15 protein-coding genes and 1 pseudogene are annotated in these 16085 nt (G+C 43.0%); 5 read left to right on the forward strand and 11 right to left on the reverse strand.

Going from position 1 to position 16085, the window contains the following annotated elements; translation table 11 throughout:
* Positions 1-306: 306 nt before the first annotated feature.
* From ACT8YW_RS17385 to ACT8YW_RS17400, 4 genes are all read left to right on the forward strand, one after another.
* Positions 307-600, forward strand: coding sequence for a hypothetical protein (locus ACT8YW_RS17385; RefSeq protein ID WP_004301932.1), 294 nt, complete (start codon positions 307-309; stop codon positions 598-600).
* A gap of 11 nt (positions 601-611) precedes the next feature.
* Positions 612-902, forward strand: a complete 291-nt coding sequence (locus tag ACT8YW_RS17390; RefSeq protein WP_004304741.1) for a cell division protein ZapA — start codon at positions 612-614, stop codon at positions 900-902.
* Between the two features lie 123 nt (positions 903-1025).
* Entirely contained in the window at positions 1026-2561 is a 1536-nt protein-coding gene (rny, locus tag ACT8YW_RS17395) for a ribonuclease Y (RefSeq protein WP_004313412.1), read from the forward strand.
* A gap of 65 nt (positions 2562-2626) precedes the next feature.
* Complete coding sequence (locus tag ACT8YW_RS17400) at positions 2627-3382, forward strand: copper homeostasis protein CutC (RefSeq protein WP_444106413.1); 756 nt, start codon at positions 2627-2629, stop codon at positions 3380-3382.
* 150 nt (positions 3383-3532) lie between these two features.
* On the opposite strand, the gene ACT8YW_RS17405 is transcribed toward ACT8YW_RS17400, so the two are convergent.
* From ACT8YW_RS17405 to ACT8YW_RS17455, 11 genes are all read right to left on the reverse strand, one after another.
* Positions 3533-4747 carry a sodium ion-translocating decarboxylase subunit beta gene (locus ACT8YW_RS17405; protein ID WP_444106415.1) on the reverse strand — a complete coding sequence of 405 codons (1215 nt, stop codon included), beginning with the start codon at positions 4745-4747 and terminating at the stop codon, positions 3533-3535.
* Between the two features lie 14 nt (positions 4748-4761).
* Positions 4762-5193: a LapA family protein gene (locus ACT8YW_RS17410; RefSeq protein WP_444106417.1), complete on the reverse strand. Its 432-nt coding sequence runs from the start codon at positions 5191-5193 to the stop codon at positions 4762-4764.
* Between the two features lie 245 nt (positions 5194-5438).
* Positions 5439-6281, reverse strand: coding sequence for an FAD/NAD(P)-binding protein (locus ACT8YW_RS17415; RefSeq protein WP_444106419.1), 843 nt, complete (start codon positions 6279-6281; stop codon positions 5439-5441).
* Positions 6274-7287, reverse strand: a complete 1014-nt coding sequence (locus ACT8YW_RS17420; protein ID WP_444106420.1) for a 4Fe-4S dicluster domain-containing protein — start codon at positions 7285-7287, stop codon at positions 6274-6276. The genes ACT8YW_RS17415 and ACT8YW_RS17420 overlap by 8 nt, the downstream gene beginning before the upstream one ends.
* 9 nt (positions 7288-7296) lie before the next feature.
* Positions 7297-8097, reverse strand: coding sequence for a 4Fe-4S binding protein (locus ACT8YW_RS17425; protein ID WP_444106422.1), 801 nt, complete (start codon positions 8095-8097; stop codon positions 7297-7299).
* Positions 8090-8563: a hydrogenase iron-sulfur subunit gene (locus ACT8YW_RS17430; RefSeq protein ID WP_004301922.1), complete on the reverse strand. Its 474-nt coding sequence runs from the start codon at positions 8561-8563 to the stop codon at positions 8090-8092. Before ACT8YW_RS17430 ends, ACT8YW_RS17425 begins: the two co-directional genes overlap by 8 nt.
* Positions 8564-8577: 14 nt before the next feature.
* Positions 8578-10578, reverse strand: coding sequence for a 4Fe-4S binding protein (locus ACT8YW_RS17435; RefSeq protein WP_444106424.1), 2001 nt, complete (start codon positions 10576-10578; stop codon positions 8578-8580).
* The gene (locus ACT8YW_RS17440) at positions 10566-11432 is read right to left on the reverse strand and encodes a CoB--CoM heterodisulfide reductase iron-sulfur subunit B family protein (protein ID WP_444106426.1); all 867 of its coding nucleotides are present in this window, start codon (positions 11430-11432) and stop codon (positions 10566-10568) included. The genes ACT8YW_RS17435 and ACT8YW_RS17440 overlap by 13 nt, the downstream gene beginning before the upstream one ends.
* A 2-nt stretch (positions 11433-11434) precedes the next feature.
* On the reverse strand, positions 11435-11989 hold the full coding sequence (locus tag ACT8YW_RS17445; RefSeq protein ID WP_444106428.1) for a 4Fe-4S dicluster domain-containing protein: 555 nt from the start codon (positions 11987-11989) through the stop codon (positions 11435-11437).
* A gap of 103 nt (positions 11990-12092) precedes the next feature.
* The gene (locus ACT8YW_RS17450) at positions 12093-12530 is read right to left on the reverse strand and encodes a hypothetical protein (RefSeq protein WP_009000607.1); all 438 of its coding nucleotides are present in this window, start codon (positions 12528-12530) and stop codon (positions 12093-12095) included.
* A gap of 82 nt (positions 12531-12612) precedes the next feature.
* Positions 12613-15369 (reverse strand): transglutaminase domain-containing protein, encoded by a 2757-nt coding sequence (locus ACT8YW_RS17455; protein WP_444106431.1) that lies wholly within the window; start codon positions 15367-15369, stop codon positions 12613-12615.
* Positions 15370-15924: 555 nt separating this feature from the next.
* On the opposite strand from ACT8YW_RS17455, the pseudogene ACT8YW_RS17460 reads away from it, so the two are divergent.
* A pseudogene (locus ACT8YW_RS17460) lies at positions 15925-16085 on the forward strand (aminopeptidase); the annotation flags it as partial.

Here is a 16085-nt window from a genome sequence, read left to right on the forward strand (position 1 = left end):
TAGTATGAATATTAATGATTAAGAGGAATCTATCCGATCAAGATTTGACATTAGAGAGAAAGTCACAAAATTGACCAAACTATAATAAGAATGGCACGTATTATGAGGAGTATTGTTTAAGAATATAATTAAAACATATTCTTGTACATATCTTAATATTATAAAAGCAATCGACACTTACATTCTATTAATACTCTACTTTCCTCTCCGTTCATAGCTAATTTAGACGAAAAAGAACATTTTCTCCCGAAAAGTTTTTGTAATATCAGAGTTAATCGTATTTTTGTGTACAATTTTGGTGTAGTGATGACAGAAGAAGAAAAAAAGTTATTGAATTCCTTTGAAACGCAACTCCGGCATTTGATTTATTTGCACGATGAACTAAAGCGTGAAAATGCCGAATTGAAAAAGCTTCTCGATAATGAAAAGCTAAAAAACGAGAAGGTACAAGCTCAATACGATGAATTGGAAGTCAGCTATACAAACCTAAAAACAGCTACGGCAATCAGCCTTAACGGCAGCGACGTAAAAGAGACGAAGCTGCGATTGTCAAAATTAGTGCGTGAAGTCGATAAATGCATCGCTTTGTTGAATGAATAAGAAGAAGATGTATGAACGATAAAATAAAGATAAACCTGCAGATAGCAGACTCAAACTACCCGTTAACCATCAACCGTGAGGAAGAACAAATGGTACGGGAAGCCGCCAAGCAGGTAAATATCAGGCTTAATAAGTATCGGGAAGTCTATAAAAATCTGGAACCCGAAAAAATTATTGCCATGGTAGCCTATCAGTTCTCATTAGAGAGACTGCAATTGATGCAACGTAATGATACCAGCCCCTATGTGGAGAAGGTAAAAGAACTGACAGAATTGCTGGAGGATTATTTTAAGGAAGAATAAATCCCAACCGGCTATTCGCTGATAAGAGATAAAACAACCACGCACTGCACAATATCCAAGCAAAAATAATTGCTTTGATATTTGGCGGTGCATTTTTATTTATATACTTAAATTAAATGTAGAATGATAGCAATAATAGCAACAGCAATTGCTTGCTTCATCGTAGGAGGAGTCCTTTCATATATACTATTCCGGTATGTACTGAAATCCAAATACGATAATGTCCTGAAAGAAGCGGAGACGGAAGCGGAAGTAATTAAGAAAAACAAGCTGCTGGAAGTGAAGGAGAAATTCCTGAATAAGAAAGCAGACCTTGAAAAGGAGGTAGCATTGCGGAATCAGAAGATTCAGCAAGCGGAAAACAAGTTGAAGCAACGTGAAATGGTACTTAGCCAGCGTCAGGAAGAAATCCAACGTAAAAAGATGGAAGCCGAAGCGGTAAAAGAGAATCTGGAAGCACAACTTGTCATTGTTGATAAGAAAAAAGAAGAACTCGATAAACTGCAACAGCAGGAAATCGATAAACTGGAAGCAATCTCCGGATTGTCTGCCGAAGAGGCCAAAGAACGCCTGGTAGAATCACTGAAAGAAGAAGCTAAAACACAGGCACAATCATTCATCAACGACATTATGGATGATGCCAAATTAACTGCCAGCAAAGAAGCTAAACGTATCGTTATCCAGTCTATCCAACGGGTGGCTACGGAAACTGCCATTGAAAACTCTGTTACAGTATTCCATATCGAATCGGATGAAATCAAGGGACGTATTATCGGACGTGAAGGACGTAATATCCGTGCTCTGGAAGCTGCTACCGGCGTTGAAATCGTTGTAGACGATACTCCGGAAGCAATCGTTCTTTCTGCCTTCGACCCGGTTCGCCGTGAAATTGCCCGTTTGGCCTTGCATCAGCTTGTAACTGACGGACGTATCCATCCGGCCCGTATCGAAGAGGTGGTAGCTAAAGTACGCAAACAGGTGGAAGAAGAAATTATCGAAACGGGTAAACGTACTACCATCGACTTGGGTATCCACGGTCTGCATCCTGAATTGATCCGTATCATCGGTAAGATGAAATATCGTTCTTCATACGGTCAGAACTTGTTGCAGCATGCACGCGAAACAGCCAACCTTTGTGCTGTGATGGCATCGGAACTGGGACTGAACCCGAAGAAAGCAAAACGTGCAGGTTTGCTGCATGATATCGGTAAAGTGCCTGATGAAGAACCAGAATTACCGCACGCATTGCTGGGTATGAAACTTGCCGAGAAATACAAAGAAAAACCGGATATCTGTAACGCTATCGGTGCTCACCATGACGAAACAGAAATGACCAGTTTGCTGGCTCCTATCGTACAGGTATGTGACGCCATCTCCGGTGCACGTCCGGGCGCACGCCGCGAAATCGTAGAGGCTTATATCAAGCGTCTGAACGATCTCGAACAGCTGGCAATGGCTTATCCGGGTGTAACAAAGACGTATGCTATCCAGGCAGGACGCGAACTTCGCGTTATCGTTGGTGCAGATAAGATTGACGACAAGCAAACAGAAAGCCTGTCAGGCGAAATCGCTAAGAAGATTCAGGATGAAATGACTTATCCGGGACAAGTGAAGATTACCGTCATCCGTGAAACACGTGCGGTAAGTTTCGCTAAATAAAGAAACCATTCAAAAGAAGATTCATATAAGGGCGAAGAAATTCGCCCTTTTTTAATATCACGACTATGAGAAAGTATCAATTTGAGATTTGTACCAATTCAGTGGAAAGTTGCCTAGCCGCACAAGAAGGTGGCGCAGACCGTGTGGAGTTATGTGCCGGAATACCGGAAGGCGGAACAACCCCTTCTTACGGAGAAATTGCCATCGCAAGGGAAGTACTGACTCATACCCGCCTGCACGTTATTATCCGGCCTCGTGGAGGAGATTTTCTGTACTCGGATATCGAAATCCGGACAATGCTGAAAGATATTGAAATTGCACGAAAATTAGGAGCAGACGGAGTGGTATTCGGTTGCCTGACGGCAGAGGGTGAAGTAGACTTGCCAGTAATGCAGAAACTAATGGAAGCAACTCAAGGGCTATCTGTAACTTTTCACCGGGCATTTGATGTATGCCGTAACCCACAGAAAGCATTGGAACAAATCATCGAACTGGGATGCAACCGTATTCTGACTTCCGGACAGCAACCTACGGCTGAACAGGGAATCCCTCTTTTGAAAGAATTACAAAAACAAGCTGCCGGAAGAAGCATGTTACTCGCCGGATGCGGAGTAAATGAAAATAATATCGCACGCATTGCCGCAGAAACCGGAATCAACGAGTTTCATTTCTCGGCACGTGAAAGTATTCAAAGTGAAATGATATTCAAAAATGAAGCCGTCTCCATGGGAGGAATGGTACATATCAACGAATACGAACGAAATGTAACTTCCGTGCGAAAAGTAAAAGAGACAATTGACGCTTTATATAAAGTAGTATAAGTTATTATCTATTTCTACTGTAAAACAAGAAACGGTGACACTATATTATATTAATAAGAAATGGTGAACATACAGCCTTCAAGCCTTTTGTTCACCATTTCTGTTTACATCATTACTAACGTATCTAAAAAGAAACTGCTATACCTTTATTTATAAATAAGGAATCACCGTAATATAAATACCTGTAATAATAGCCGAAGTAATTACTCCCGAGATATTAGCTCCCAAGGCATCTCCCAAGACGAATGAGTCCGGATTATCTTTGCTTACAATCTTTTGTGCAACCTTTGCGGTAGTCGGCACACAGCTAACAGCCGCAATACCGATGACCGGATTATAATTACCCCGTTTAATAATATACATGATATATCCTCCGATTATTCCTCCGATACCGGAAAGTAATAATGCTACAATACCTAATACCAATAGTTTCAAGATCTTCGGATCGAGCAACAGATGTGCATCACAAAGTACACCGAGCAGTACGCCCAACATAAAAGTGGAGCCATAAAGCAACGGACCACTCACAAAATCATAGATATGTTTCATACCCGACTCACGAACAGCAACACCCAGGAACAAAGAGAAGAACAAAGGAGAAGCTACCGGGAACAAGAAACAGAGAATAGCACAAAGAACAGCAGAGAAAGCCAGTTTCACTTTAGCGTCGTAATTCTTTGGAGCTTTCTTTGTCACCATCTTAATAGCGCGGAAGCGTTTGGGAACCAACAGTTTTACCAAGTAAGGATAGCCTCCATACGTTAAGCCCAAATAAAGATAAGCAACCACCGTAATAGGAACAAAGAGATGTTTTGCCAATGCCAACGAAGTAAACAACACCATTGGTCCGTCGGCTCCACCCACCATGGCCACAGATGCACTTTCTTTCAGAGTCAGACCAAGAGCAGAAGCAATAGGTACTGTCAGGAAAGTGCCCAGCTCTGCGCACAAAGCCAGGAATATACTTGCAAATGGTTTCTGAAGCAGGAAGCCGACATCTAGAAGCGTCCCGATACCCATAAAGACAAAACAAGCTATCAGCCCGTTACTAAACGTCAGGGTATAAACAGGTTGCAGGAAATCTATCTGCATAGTATTCATTAATTGATCTGTATCTGAAAGCATCGGATCGAGAAAGAGATTACCCAGTGTACCGTCGGGCATAATGAGGGTCCCGCAGTTGATAGCTACCATTCCCAATCCCATCGGAATCATTACCATCGGTTCGAGTATACCTTTCCAGCCTAAATAGATCAGTAACAAACCGAGAAGTACTAAAAAAACTCTTGCAGAAGCAAGCACCCATCCGCTTGCCATCATTGTACCAATACCTTGAAACAAGGTAGCAAAATCTATATTTTCCATAAATTAGTTTTCTTTTATTGTTTGTTGTTAGTAAGTTTCTTTGAGTTCTTCTTATTGACATGTGCCTGCTCTTCTTCCCGAAGAAAGAATTCGCGGGTATCCTGTGAATAATAATAATTCATCAGATTATTTTCAGAAGCTCCCGGACTCACGCCATGATAATAGCCGGAATAGCCAGTAAAGTTTCTGTCGATCCCCTTACTGTAATCTTCACGGAAATCCCCCAAAGCATCTTCACCTGCAATAGGAATCTGTCGGACTAATCTCTCCACCTTTTGCCGATGCTGACGCCAGCGTCGCAAACGGAGTAACTCCAAACGGTGGGAACTATAAAAATCAAATGAATCGGCCGCATAGGCAATCAACTTAATGACTGCAGCTACAAAGAAGCCTATGAGGAGCGTAAGTCCCATCATCGCAAGAGTAGATAGTAATAAATGAATCATAGTAATATAAAAAATTAGGTTGTACAATCTTATTAAAAAAAGAAGAGGCGCCCAATGGTGAAACCATTATTAAATTTAGACACACATGAAAGTTAATCCCATTGGGCCTTCCTCATCACCATATAAAAACAATCGGCGGATATTATTTGCCTGAAATCACTTCGGTATATATCCTTGCTTTTATACGACGTAACTCCCGTTTCACAACGGAAAACACAATATTTTAGTCCTTAAATACCTTATCATTAGTATTCAGGAGGTATATCATTCAACTGGGCTTTAGTAAATACGGGACCGTCTTTGCAGACATACAACTTCCCGACATTACACCGTCCACATTTTCCAACACCACATTTCATCCGGTTCTCCAGAGTGGTATAAATATTCTCATCGGCAAAGCCTAACTTCTCCAATACAGGAAAAGTGAACTTAATCATCACCGGAGGTCCGCAGACTATTGCTACGGTATTCGCACTGGCAGGTGCGGCAGCTTCAAGCACCGAAGGTACAAAACCAACCTTTCCTGTCCAGTCGGGAGTCTCCCCCCCGGGGTCAACCGTAGTTATCAAATTGACATCTGGCCGGTTTTCCCATTCTTTCAGTTCTTCCTTATATACCAGGTCGTTAACAGATTTGGCTCCGTAAACAATCGTTATATCTTTAAAATCTTCCCGCCTGTCCAATGCATTCCAGATGACGCAACGCATCGGCGGAAGCGCTATACCACCTGCCACGAACAACAGATTCTTTCCTTTCCACTCGTCCAACGGAAATGTGTTTCCGAAAGGTCCGCGAAAACCGACGGTAGCTCCTTCTTCCAGTTTGGCAAGTCCGGTAGTCACCCGTCCTGCCTGACGGAATGTACACTCGATATATCCTTTACGAGTAGGCGACGAAGCAATACAGAAAGTTGACTCTCCTTCACCAAACGCAGAGTATTCACCGAACTGTCCGGCTTTGAAGTGAAAGGCTTCTCCTTCCTTCTCGTCTTTAAATCTTAACCGGAAAGTCTTCACTCCCGGAGCTTCATGAGTTATCTTCTCAATCACCATCAGGTGCGGAAGATATATATTCGACTGCTCATTCATGGCTTGATATCGATATTAAGTGTTCAAGTATATTCATATCTACCGGACAGGCACGCGAACAACGTCCGCATCCTGTACAACCGGTTTCCTGTATCCGTTCAGGCATATAGGAGAACTTATGCAAAATGCGCTGACGCCAACGGGCACTTTGCGTCGGACGCGGATTATGTCCGGACGTATGAAGGGTAAATAGCGAAAAGCCGCAAGAATCCCAACAACGGACACGATGACCGGACGAACCTTTGGCATCTTCCTGAATATCAAAACAGGCACAAGTTGGACAAACATAAGCGCATGCGCCACATCCCAAACAGCGTTCGGACTGTTGTTTCCAAACAGGACTGTCAAATGCTCCCGCCAACTTCTCACGTACATTATCAACATTGAAACGGGTGGGAACGGATGCCAGATATTGTTCCTTATCTATTTCTTCGGCAGGTGTATATTCTTTCACAAAGAATTTAACCAATGCTTTGCCTTTTGCTGTCAAGACTTCCACCAATGCACTCTGATCCGGCAACTCCGTAATCTGAATATCACTGCCGGCAGTATTACCGGGCCCCCCGTGAACGGAAGTACAGAAACATGATTCATCGCATTGTGCACAACTGAAGCTGATTAATGTCATTTTCTCCCGCCGGGCATTGTAGAGTTTATCTTTATAATCCCAATTAAAAATACCGGAAAGGGGTGCAAACCCTGCTGCATCACAAGGACGGATTTTCCAGAGAATCGTTTCGGGAATTGCATTAATATCCGCTTCCTGCAAAGTAGTTTCTTTCCCGTCTTTCTGATAAGAGAACAGGACTTCTGTTTTCGGGAACGCAAAGCGTTTAACCGACTGGGTAGTCTGCACATAGTCCGTCGCTACCTCATCATAAGAAGTCACTCTCTTGAAGTCTACTTTATCTCCTGATTGTACAGGAGCGAAAATATGCATTTCCTTTTTCACCATCTGGTGAAACCATTCTTGCAGACTACTTTTACTAATATGTAGATTTTCCATTACTTTCTTTTAATGTATAAAGTTCTCTTTATCTTCTGCCTTGAAGGTAGAAAGTACATTTCCCGCAGGATTGATAGCACCGGGAGTAACCCCGAACTCGCCCTGAATGTCTTCCATCATACTTTGCGTCATCAAATGAAGAGGAATACCCACCGGACAGGCTTGCTTACAAGCGCCACAACCGATACAACGTCCTACCATGTGCATCACGCGGTTAATCTGCCACTCCATATTTGTCAGCGGAGCAGACCAGGGTTGTACCCACTGCGGGCAATTGACCTCCACAATACACCGGCTGCAATAACATAACGGACAGGCAGCCCGGCAAGCATAACATTTGATGCATTTCGACATTTCCTCCATCCAATATTTCCACCGCTCTTCACGACTCATCTTTTTCAGACGATCAATCAGTTGGAGATTCTCCTCACTAATAGTCAAGGGAAAGTCTGCCAGATATGTTTTTATTTCATCGAATCCTTTAAACTGGATAACTTCTCCATGTCCGTCAACAGCCAATACCAGAAGCTTATCTTCTTTCAGCTGATTCTCAAATGCCAGTTGAGCAATGGTCCGTAATGCCGGAATCGTAGCTGTTATAGCTACTTTGCCTGTTCCTGTCAATTCTGGCTTCGTGAGGTAAACGGCGATATTATTTGTACAACGGTCGTCCAGTATCAGTCTGTTGGCAGCATCTGCCTGTCTGCAAAAGAAAGGACGTGTTCCGTGGTTTCCTTCTTCATAGCCTATCACAAGATTCACTTCTCCTTCTTGTAACAAAGCAACTGCTTTTTCTGTCAGTTTACTCATAGATAGCCTCCTTTTCCAAATAGTCCGAAGCTTTCTGATACTCCAGATAAGGTCCCAGTTCACGGATTCCGGCAACTGTCTCATTCACCAGATCAGCCCACTTGGCTCCCTCTGCCGCCGACACCCATGAATAACGGATACGACGTACATCAATTCCCAGGAAGTCGAGCAGTCCGCGGAATACAATCCAACGACGACGTGCGTGGAAGTTTCCGGATGTATAATGACAGTCATTCGGATGACAACCCGAAACGATAATTCCATCAGCACCTCCGGCAAAGGCTTTCAACAGTAACATAAAGTCAATTCTTCCTGTACAGGGGAAGCGGACAATTTCTACATTAGTCGCATACTTCAACCTGCTCGTGCCTGTCAGGTCTGCCCCGGCATACGTGCACCAATTACAGACAAAAGCTACAATGCGCGGTTCAAATTCCTGATTATTCTCGATCTTATTTTCGTTCATAGCTTACTCTCTTTTTAATGGTTCAGCAATGCCATCACTTCGGCATAGACCTGTTCATTGGAATATCCCTGTATATCAATAGATTTGGAACGGCAGAAAGCAACACAGGTACCACAACCCTGACAAAGTCCGGGATTTACTTTAGCAACTGTCTTTATTACATTTCCATTCCTGTCTTTTATTTCTTCACGTTCGATGGCCTGATAAGGACAAGCTGTCTGACACATGAAACATCCTACGCAAGTACTGAATAACGGAGGAGCAGTACGATTGACAACAGCTATCAACGGCTCACGAACCAGATTTGCCTGTGAAAACAATCCTGCTACTTTCACTGCGGCTCCTGAAGCCATTCCCACTGTTTCGGGAATATCTTTCGGTGCCTGACAGGCTCCCGCCAGATAGATTCCGGCTGTATTCGTTTCCACCGGTTTCAGTTTAGGGTGAGATTCGGCAAAGAACTGATAAGGGTCATAAGAAATGTGCATCTTCTGCGCCAGTTCTTCCGCTCCCTTGTTGGCAACTCCCGCTGTGGCAAGCACTACCATGTCAGCTTCTATCTCAACAGGTGATGCCCCCAACAGGGTGTCTACTCCTTTAACAATCAATTTACCGTTCTTCTCATATATACGGGCGACGCGACCACGGACGTAATTCACTCCATCCTCTTCAATGGCACGGCGCACAAATTCTTCATAATTCTTTCCTCCGGCACGAATATCCATGTAGAACACGTACGATTCGCCACCATGCACCTTGTGCTGATAAAGCATCGCATGTTTGGCTGTGTACATACAGCATATCTTAGAGCAATAAGGAATTCCTTTGGCCGGATCACGGGAACCGGCACAGGCTACAAATACAATCTTTTGAGGAATCTGTCCGTCAGACGGACGGCGAATCTCTCCGAATGTAGGACCGGAAGCCGATGCCAGACGCTCAAACTGCAATCCGGTAATGACATCTTTATATTTCCCATATCCATATTCGGGAAAAAAGTCTGTATTCAACACATTGAATCCTGTAGTTACTACAATCGCTCCGACTTCTTCGGTGATAATACGATCCTCTTGCCCAAAACGGATAGCCCCCGTAGGACATAGCTTTTCACAGACTCCGCATTTACCATTACGATAATGGGTACAATGTTCTTTATCAATCACCGGTTTATTGGGCACTGCTTGCGGAAAAGGAACATAAATAGCTGTACGCATTCCCAAACCGGCATTAAATTCGCTCGGTATCTTTTTGTTGGGACATTTAGTCGTACAAAGTCCGCAACCGGTACATAATTTCTCATCAATGCTCTTCGCTTTCAGGCGTATACTAGCTTTAAAATTACCGATAAAGCCTTCCACATGCTCCAGTTCGGCATACGTATAAAGAGTGATATTCGGATGCTGCGCTACTTCCACCATTCGGGGAGTAAGAATACACTGCGAACAGTCTAATGTAGGAAAGGTTTCCGAAAGCTGTGACATGTGTCCGCCGATGGACGGTTCTTTCTCTACCAGAATGACCTGATGTCCGCAATTGGCGATGTCCAGACTTGCCTGAATTCCGGCAATTCCTCCTCCAATCACCAGTGCTTTTTTAGTGATAGGAACCTGAATAGGAACCAAAGGATGATTCCGCTTGACTTTTTCAACCAGACTTTTGACAATATCGACAGCCTTACGGGTAGTTGCCTCCCCTTTCTCATGTACCCAAGAGCAATGCTCACGAATATTAGCTATCTCGCACAGATAAGGATTCAATCCGGCTTCCGCACAAGCCCTCCGAAAGGTAGGTTCATGCATTCGCGGAGAACAGGCAGCAACGACAACACCATCCAATGCATACTCTTTAATGGCGTTCTTAATCAATGTCTGTCCCGGATCGGAACACATATATTTATAATCAATGGCATAGGCAACGCCTTCCATTTCTTTTGCCGCCTCGGCCACTTTTTCGCAGTCGACAGTTGCACTGATATTTTCACCGCAATGGCAGATAAAAACTCCTATTTTAGACATACTTCCGCCTCCTTCAAATTTACAGCTACAAAATGACGTCCCAGTCCCAATTCCTTGGGAGTCAGTCCGACAGCCAGTCCGATAGCCTGTGTGATATAAAGAACCGGTATGGTAACAGGTTTTGCCAGATAGTGGTTGATAGCAGGGCGACGCATATCCAAATTAGAATGACACATCGGACAGGCCACAATCACGGCTTCCGCTCCCCGGTCGTCAGCATCTTTCAGTATATTTCCCGAGAGACGTCCTACAAGGTCTGTGCGAGAAACGGACAAGCCCGCACCGCAACACTCCGTTTTGAAAGCCCAGTCAATAGGAGTGGCACCAATCAGAGACATGATTTTGTCCATGCTTTGCGGATCTTCCAAACGGTCGAAGTTTAATATTTTATGGGGACGCACCAGCAAGCAGCCATAGTAACAAGCCACTTGATGAGCAAAAGGACGTACTATCTTCTCTTTTAATGCATCCAGCATATATTTCTCTATCATCTGGATGACATTCAATATTTTCACATTACCGAGGTAGCGCATTCCAACTGCAGTCAGTATTTCATCCTTCAATGCTTCATTGTGCATTAATTCGTATTGAGCAACACTCAAACGATTGTAACAGGAAGCGCAGGGGACAACGATTTCTTGAAATCCCTGTTGTTCAGCCAAAGCCAACACACGGGTAGGTAGGGCAAGAGACAATTGTTTGCTCATGGAGTGAGCAGCCGTTGCACCGCAACAGTTCCAGTCTTTCAACTCGATCAGTTCGAGTCCCATCGCCTGTGCCAGTGCCTTGACTGATTCATTATATTCACGAGAAGTTCCGTTTAGCGAACATCCCGGATAGAAACCGATTCTCATAGCTACTTTTGAGTCTTTTCAATGGTTTGTGCAAATATCTTTTTGATCTTATTCTCATCTTTTACCCGTTCCGGAAGGAGGTTGAGCTTCCCTTTGACGAACATAACAGGAGCTACATTCAAATCCTGTGTCAGACGTAAAGTGCGGGCTTTAAAACCTGCAACCAATCCCACTTCGTAGAGTCTTCCTGTTCTTTTTACTGATTCGAGAAAAGCAGAATGGAAAGCTACAACAGGGCGTGACTCTTTACTAATGCATCCTTCTTTCCGGGATTTCTCACGCAGGTAGTCCATCACTTCAGGAATGTTTATTTCTTTGGGACACCGGGCAATACAGTTTTCGCAATTCAAGCAAATCCAAATGGCGTTGGAACTTAACACGCGACGGTCATTTTGAGCATTTTTTGTCTGTAACAACCGGAGAATATAGCTGGGAGCATAATCCATCTCCTCTGATAACACACATCCGGCCGTACATTTGCCACACTGGTAGCAATAAGACACATCAATACCCGTCTTTTGTGCCAAGTCATAGGAAATACATTTTTTGTTTTCCATGTTGACATGAATAAAATAGATAATAATAAAAATAAAGGAAAGAGTGGCAGAGGAGGTATCAGAATAAGACACACCTCACCCAACCAAAAGAAAAGAATATTGTCTAAATGAGAATATGCGCCAATGTGTAGACGTAGTACTTACACGAATATTTAGTGTAATTGACATCAAGATCGGTATGACCCAAACGGTTTTCCGGAAGCAGAACATTCAGAGAGCTCAATATCTGTATAATCACAGTATTTGTATTGAACTTCAAGTTCTTGAAAGGAACAATGCTTCTCGGAAAAGAGATATTATCAAAAATACAGTCACTGACTTTACAATTAGACGTCTCGTCAACAAACTGCGAATGCGATACTTTACTTGACTTATTGAGGTCGGCAGAAGAGATGCGACAAGATGACTCTGCCGTATATTGCATACAATTAGATGAGATTTCAGTTTCTTTCTGAAATCCCTGCAATTCTTTATCGGAAACATTGCTAAGTCCCAACACCAGAAATGCGCATGCTAATATGCAAAAAATATACTTAGTCATAATCTGCTGCAAACGTAATCATTCTTTTTCGAAAAAAGCACATGAAGAGCAATAATTAACGATTATTCATACTGTTTTTTTCTTATAATCCATGTACAACTTTCATCAATTGCTCACCTAAACCGATCGTATATCCTTGAGAGACAAAGACTACCCTATTGAATGTGTCGGCAATAATAAAGACTGGCAGAATGGAGTTATTCAAATTCATAGCCTGCACAATTCCTTTCCGAATGCTATCATCAGTATCAATACCGTAAGTGATAGTAGACGGAAGTCCCTTGAATTCGGCAGCATTAAATTTCTTATATTGTTCTTCCGAAGGAAAAAGAAAGACCATTTTACGCCCCCACTGTTCGAAGTCATTGCCTAGAGCGGCTATGTCTTTTAACGCATGATTGGTAGGCTCCCGCCCTGCTCCGAGAACAGCCACTACAAAATAACCACGTCCACAGGTTTGCAAAATACTTTGTCGTGCCAAAGGCATCACTTTCTCTCCTATTCGTTCTACCGGCGTAAAAAGCGATTCGGAATTGAAATTACCGATAACAGCAACCTTTTCTCCGGATTCACGCAAATGATAGGGTACTTTTGTCGCTACAGGTTTGAATTCGTCTTTCTGTGCAGACAATACAAAAGAAGAAATTCTCGCCAACACACCTCCATCGGCAAGTCTCGTACCGGTAACCAACAAGTAATATCCGGTATCCAATGTCCCTATATATCGCAACTCGGGACGTGCTTCGTCACAGCTAATCAATTCTGGTCTGCCCTCCCGCAACCTGGAAATGGTAAACTTATTATAATACTTTACTCTCTTATCATCACGAGTAATTGCCTTATCGTCCTCATAAAAACGATAAATGCCTCTGGATGCCTCCACTTCTTGTTTATCGAAATCAACTTCCACATATCTATTATCCCCCCATTCATCCTTTTCAGAATCCATATAGCTTATGCGTCCATCCATCTTTCTCATATCAGCAGCAATATTCAGGCTACGCGCCAAAGCCACAAAGAAAATATCCCGTGAAAATGAATCCGCCACCTTCGCACGCCAAACCCCTTCCGGAGAAATAGGAATACGCAGAAAGTTATTTTCCTCATCAATAGTAATATTACGGTTTACCCATTCAACTAAAGCTTGCGGATGATTTCGAAAGGTATCTATTTCCGTTTCGGAGAACTTAGACTGAAAGAACGATTTATAAGGCGTCAGTGACTCCGTTGAAATACGGGGAGCAAGTATGTCATAAATATCTCCAACCGAAGCATCCATACAGCGCAAGGAGGGTATAACACAATCATATAAATAGTTAGGAACATCTTTCGTATTCAATAAATGATCAATCAATACTTCATAAGGTACATCACGAAGATCTTTTTTAGTAAGCACAGACAGCAAAGCCGCTCCTTTCATTAATTTTCCCTGTCGGTCTGCCTCATTCAGAAAACGAACCAATACATCATGATTCCCTCTTGATTCCACTAAGAAAGAAGCCAGTGCCTTCCTTACAAACGAACCTGATTTTCCCTTCAAACAGGCTATAATGGAATCAGCTTGTTCCGCAGTCGGGAAAGTAGCGACATAAGCATTGCGAATCGAATCCTCCTGCATCATTCTCCGGTCATTCTCCGCCCGCTGCTCTGGCGTTACTTCCGGTAAAATAGGATTCTCAACAGGAGGAACGATATCAATATCCTCTTCAAATATATCTCCTTCCTTCTTATCAAGTGTCAATGTCAATTCCGGTTGCTTGCTGAAGGATAACTTGGAAAATCCAAATGTCCCTTTATCGGAAGCCCATACCAACATATCTCCCTTACCGGCCGTTAATGACACTTGACCACTAGCATCAGTATATTTGGTAGCCACTGTATAGAACTCCGCATAGTTATATACTTTAAACTCCACTCTTGCTCCGGTGACAGGTTGTCCATTCCTATCTCTCACCGTTACCAACGCTTTTGCGATTGGAGCATAATTCTCCGTTACATTGATTTCCGTATAATTCGATGTCTCAAGCATGACCTCTTCCGGACCGTTGTAACGTCCGAAAACCTTGGTATGCATCAACATTCCCCGACTAGCAGGGGAATTAAACCATCCCAGGTTCAAAACCGGTTCCGGTTCACAAGCTCCAAAGAAGTACCAATGTCCATCCGCCCATGCTTCCACCCAAGCATGATTGTCATCCGTATGCGCCCAGCGGGGCGTATACACTTGCCGTGCCGGAATACCGACTGCCCGGAGCGCAGCCACCGTAAATGTAGACTCTTCGCCACAACGTCCATACGCAGTTTTGACAGATGCCAATGGTGAGCTGGTGCGCGCATCACTCGGACAATAGACAACTTTCTCATGACACCAGTGATTCACCTCTAATATAGCCTCTTTCATCGGCAGTCCCTTCACCCTGTCTTTCAGCTCGCCATAAAACACACGACGGGAATCGTCCAGATTCTCGTTATTCACCCGGATCGGCAGAACAAAATGACGGAACACTTCATCAGGAATCTCTTTTCCCCAGGGCATTTCGCTGTGCGTCTGCTTTGACAGCCGGACATTTTCCAGATAATAATCTCCCGAATAGTCCGTCACATCTCCGATTGGCATATAAGCATAGAGAAACATCAATGCTTCACGCTCGTAGACCGACAAAACAGAATCGGCAAAGATCGCAAATAAATCTCCATGAGGAAGTGCCTGTTTTTTCAGTTCAAAGTCTTGAGCCACTTGATTCCGGTAGGCTTCTTCTTTGAGAAAGTGAGCATTGTTACAAGCAAACAGCACAATTGACAAAATCAGGACGCACAAAAGATGGGTGAATGTTTTCATACGAGTGGTTGATTTATTCTACTAATAAGGTTGTTGATTGACAAAAATACAAGAATATTTTCTGAAAGCCTAGATAAGTACATAAAAATGTGATAGATAAGAATAATATTGTCATCGACGGAAAATTACGGGCATTTTGTAACAGGTTTGTAACATGGACCGTGTTCGAACCTTTATAAAAAGAAAATTCAAAAGAAAAAGAAGATTTTTATGTTTTACAGCATATAATTCAAAAACAATTCGTATCTTTGCAGTGTTAATAAAGAAAACAAGATGTAAAACCGCTCTTCAAAACGTGGAGGGCAAAAAAAGAGGAAACAAATTATGAAAAAGAATGCAAATGAAAAAATTATGATGTTACAGTACCGTATTAAACGCTATCAAGCAATGGGAAATGGTGCTATGTGTCAGACCTTGAACGGTAAACTTCAAAAACTGCTGTCACAGCAGGTTGCCATGTAAATAAACACACTAATTATAATAAATAGAGCGAGGAACTTTCGAGTATCCTCGCTTTTTTTATACATTTGCAGAAGAAAGATAATAAAACACATTATGAAAAAGCTATTTATGTCGGTTGCGCTGCTTTTATTGGCCGTAACCTCTTTTGCACAAACACCCGGTTATGAATTCACAACCGTTGTATCTCACAAAGCAACGCCTGTTAAAGATCAGGGTTCCACAGGAACCTGCTGGTGCTTTGCCACCGCTTCTTT

The sequence above is a fragment of the Bacteroides sp. genome (assembly GCF_052357945.1).
Classification (GTDB): Bacteria; Bacteroidota; Bacteroidia; order Bacteroidales; family Bacteroidaceae; genus Bacteroides.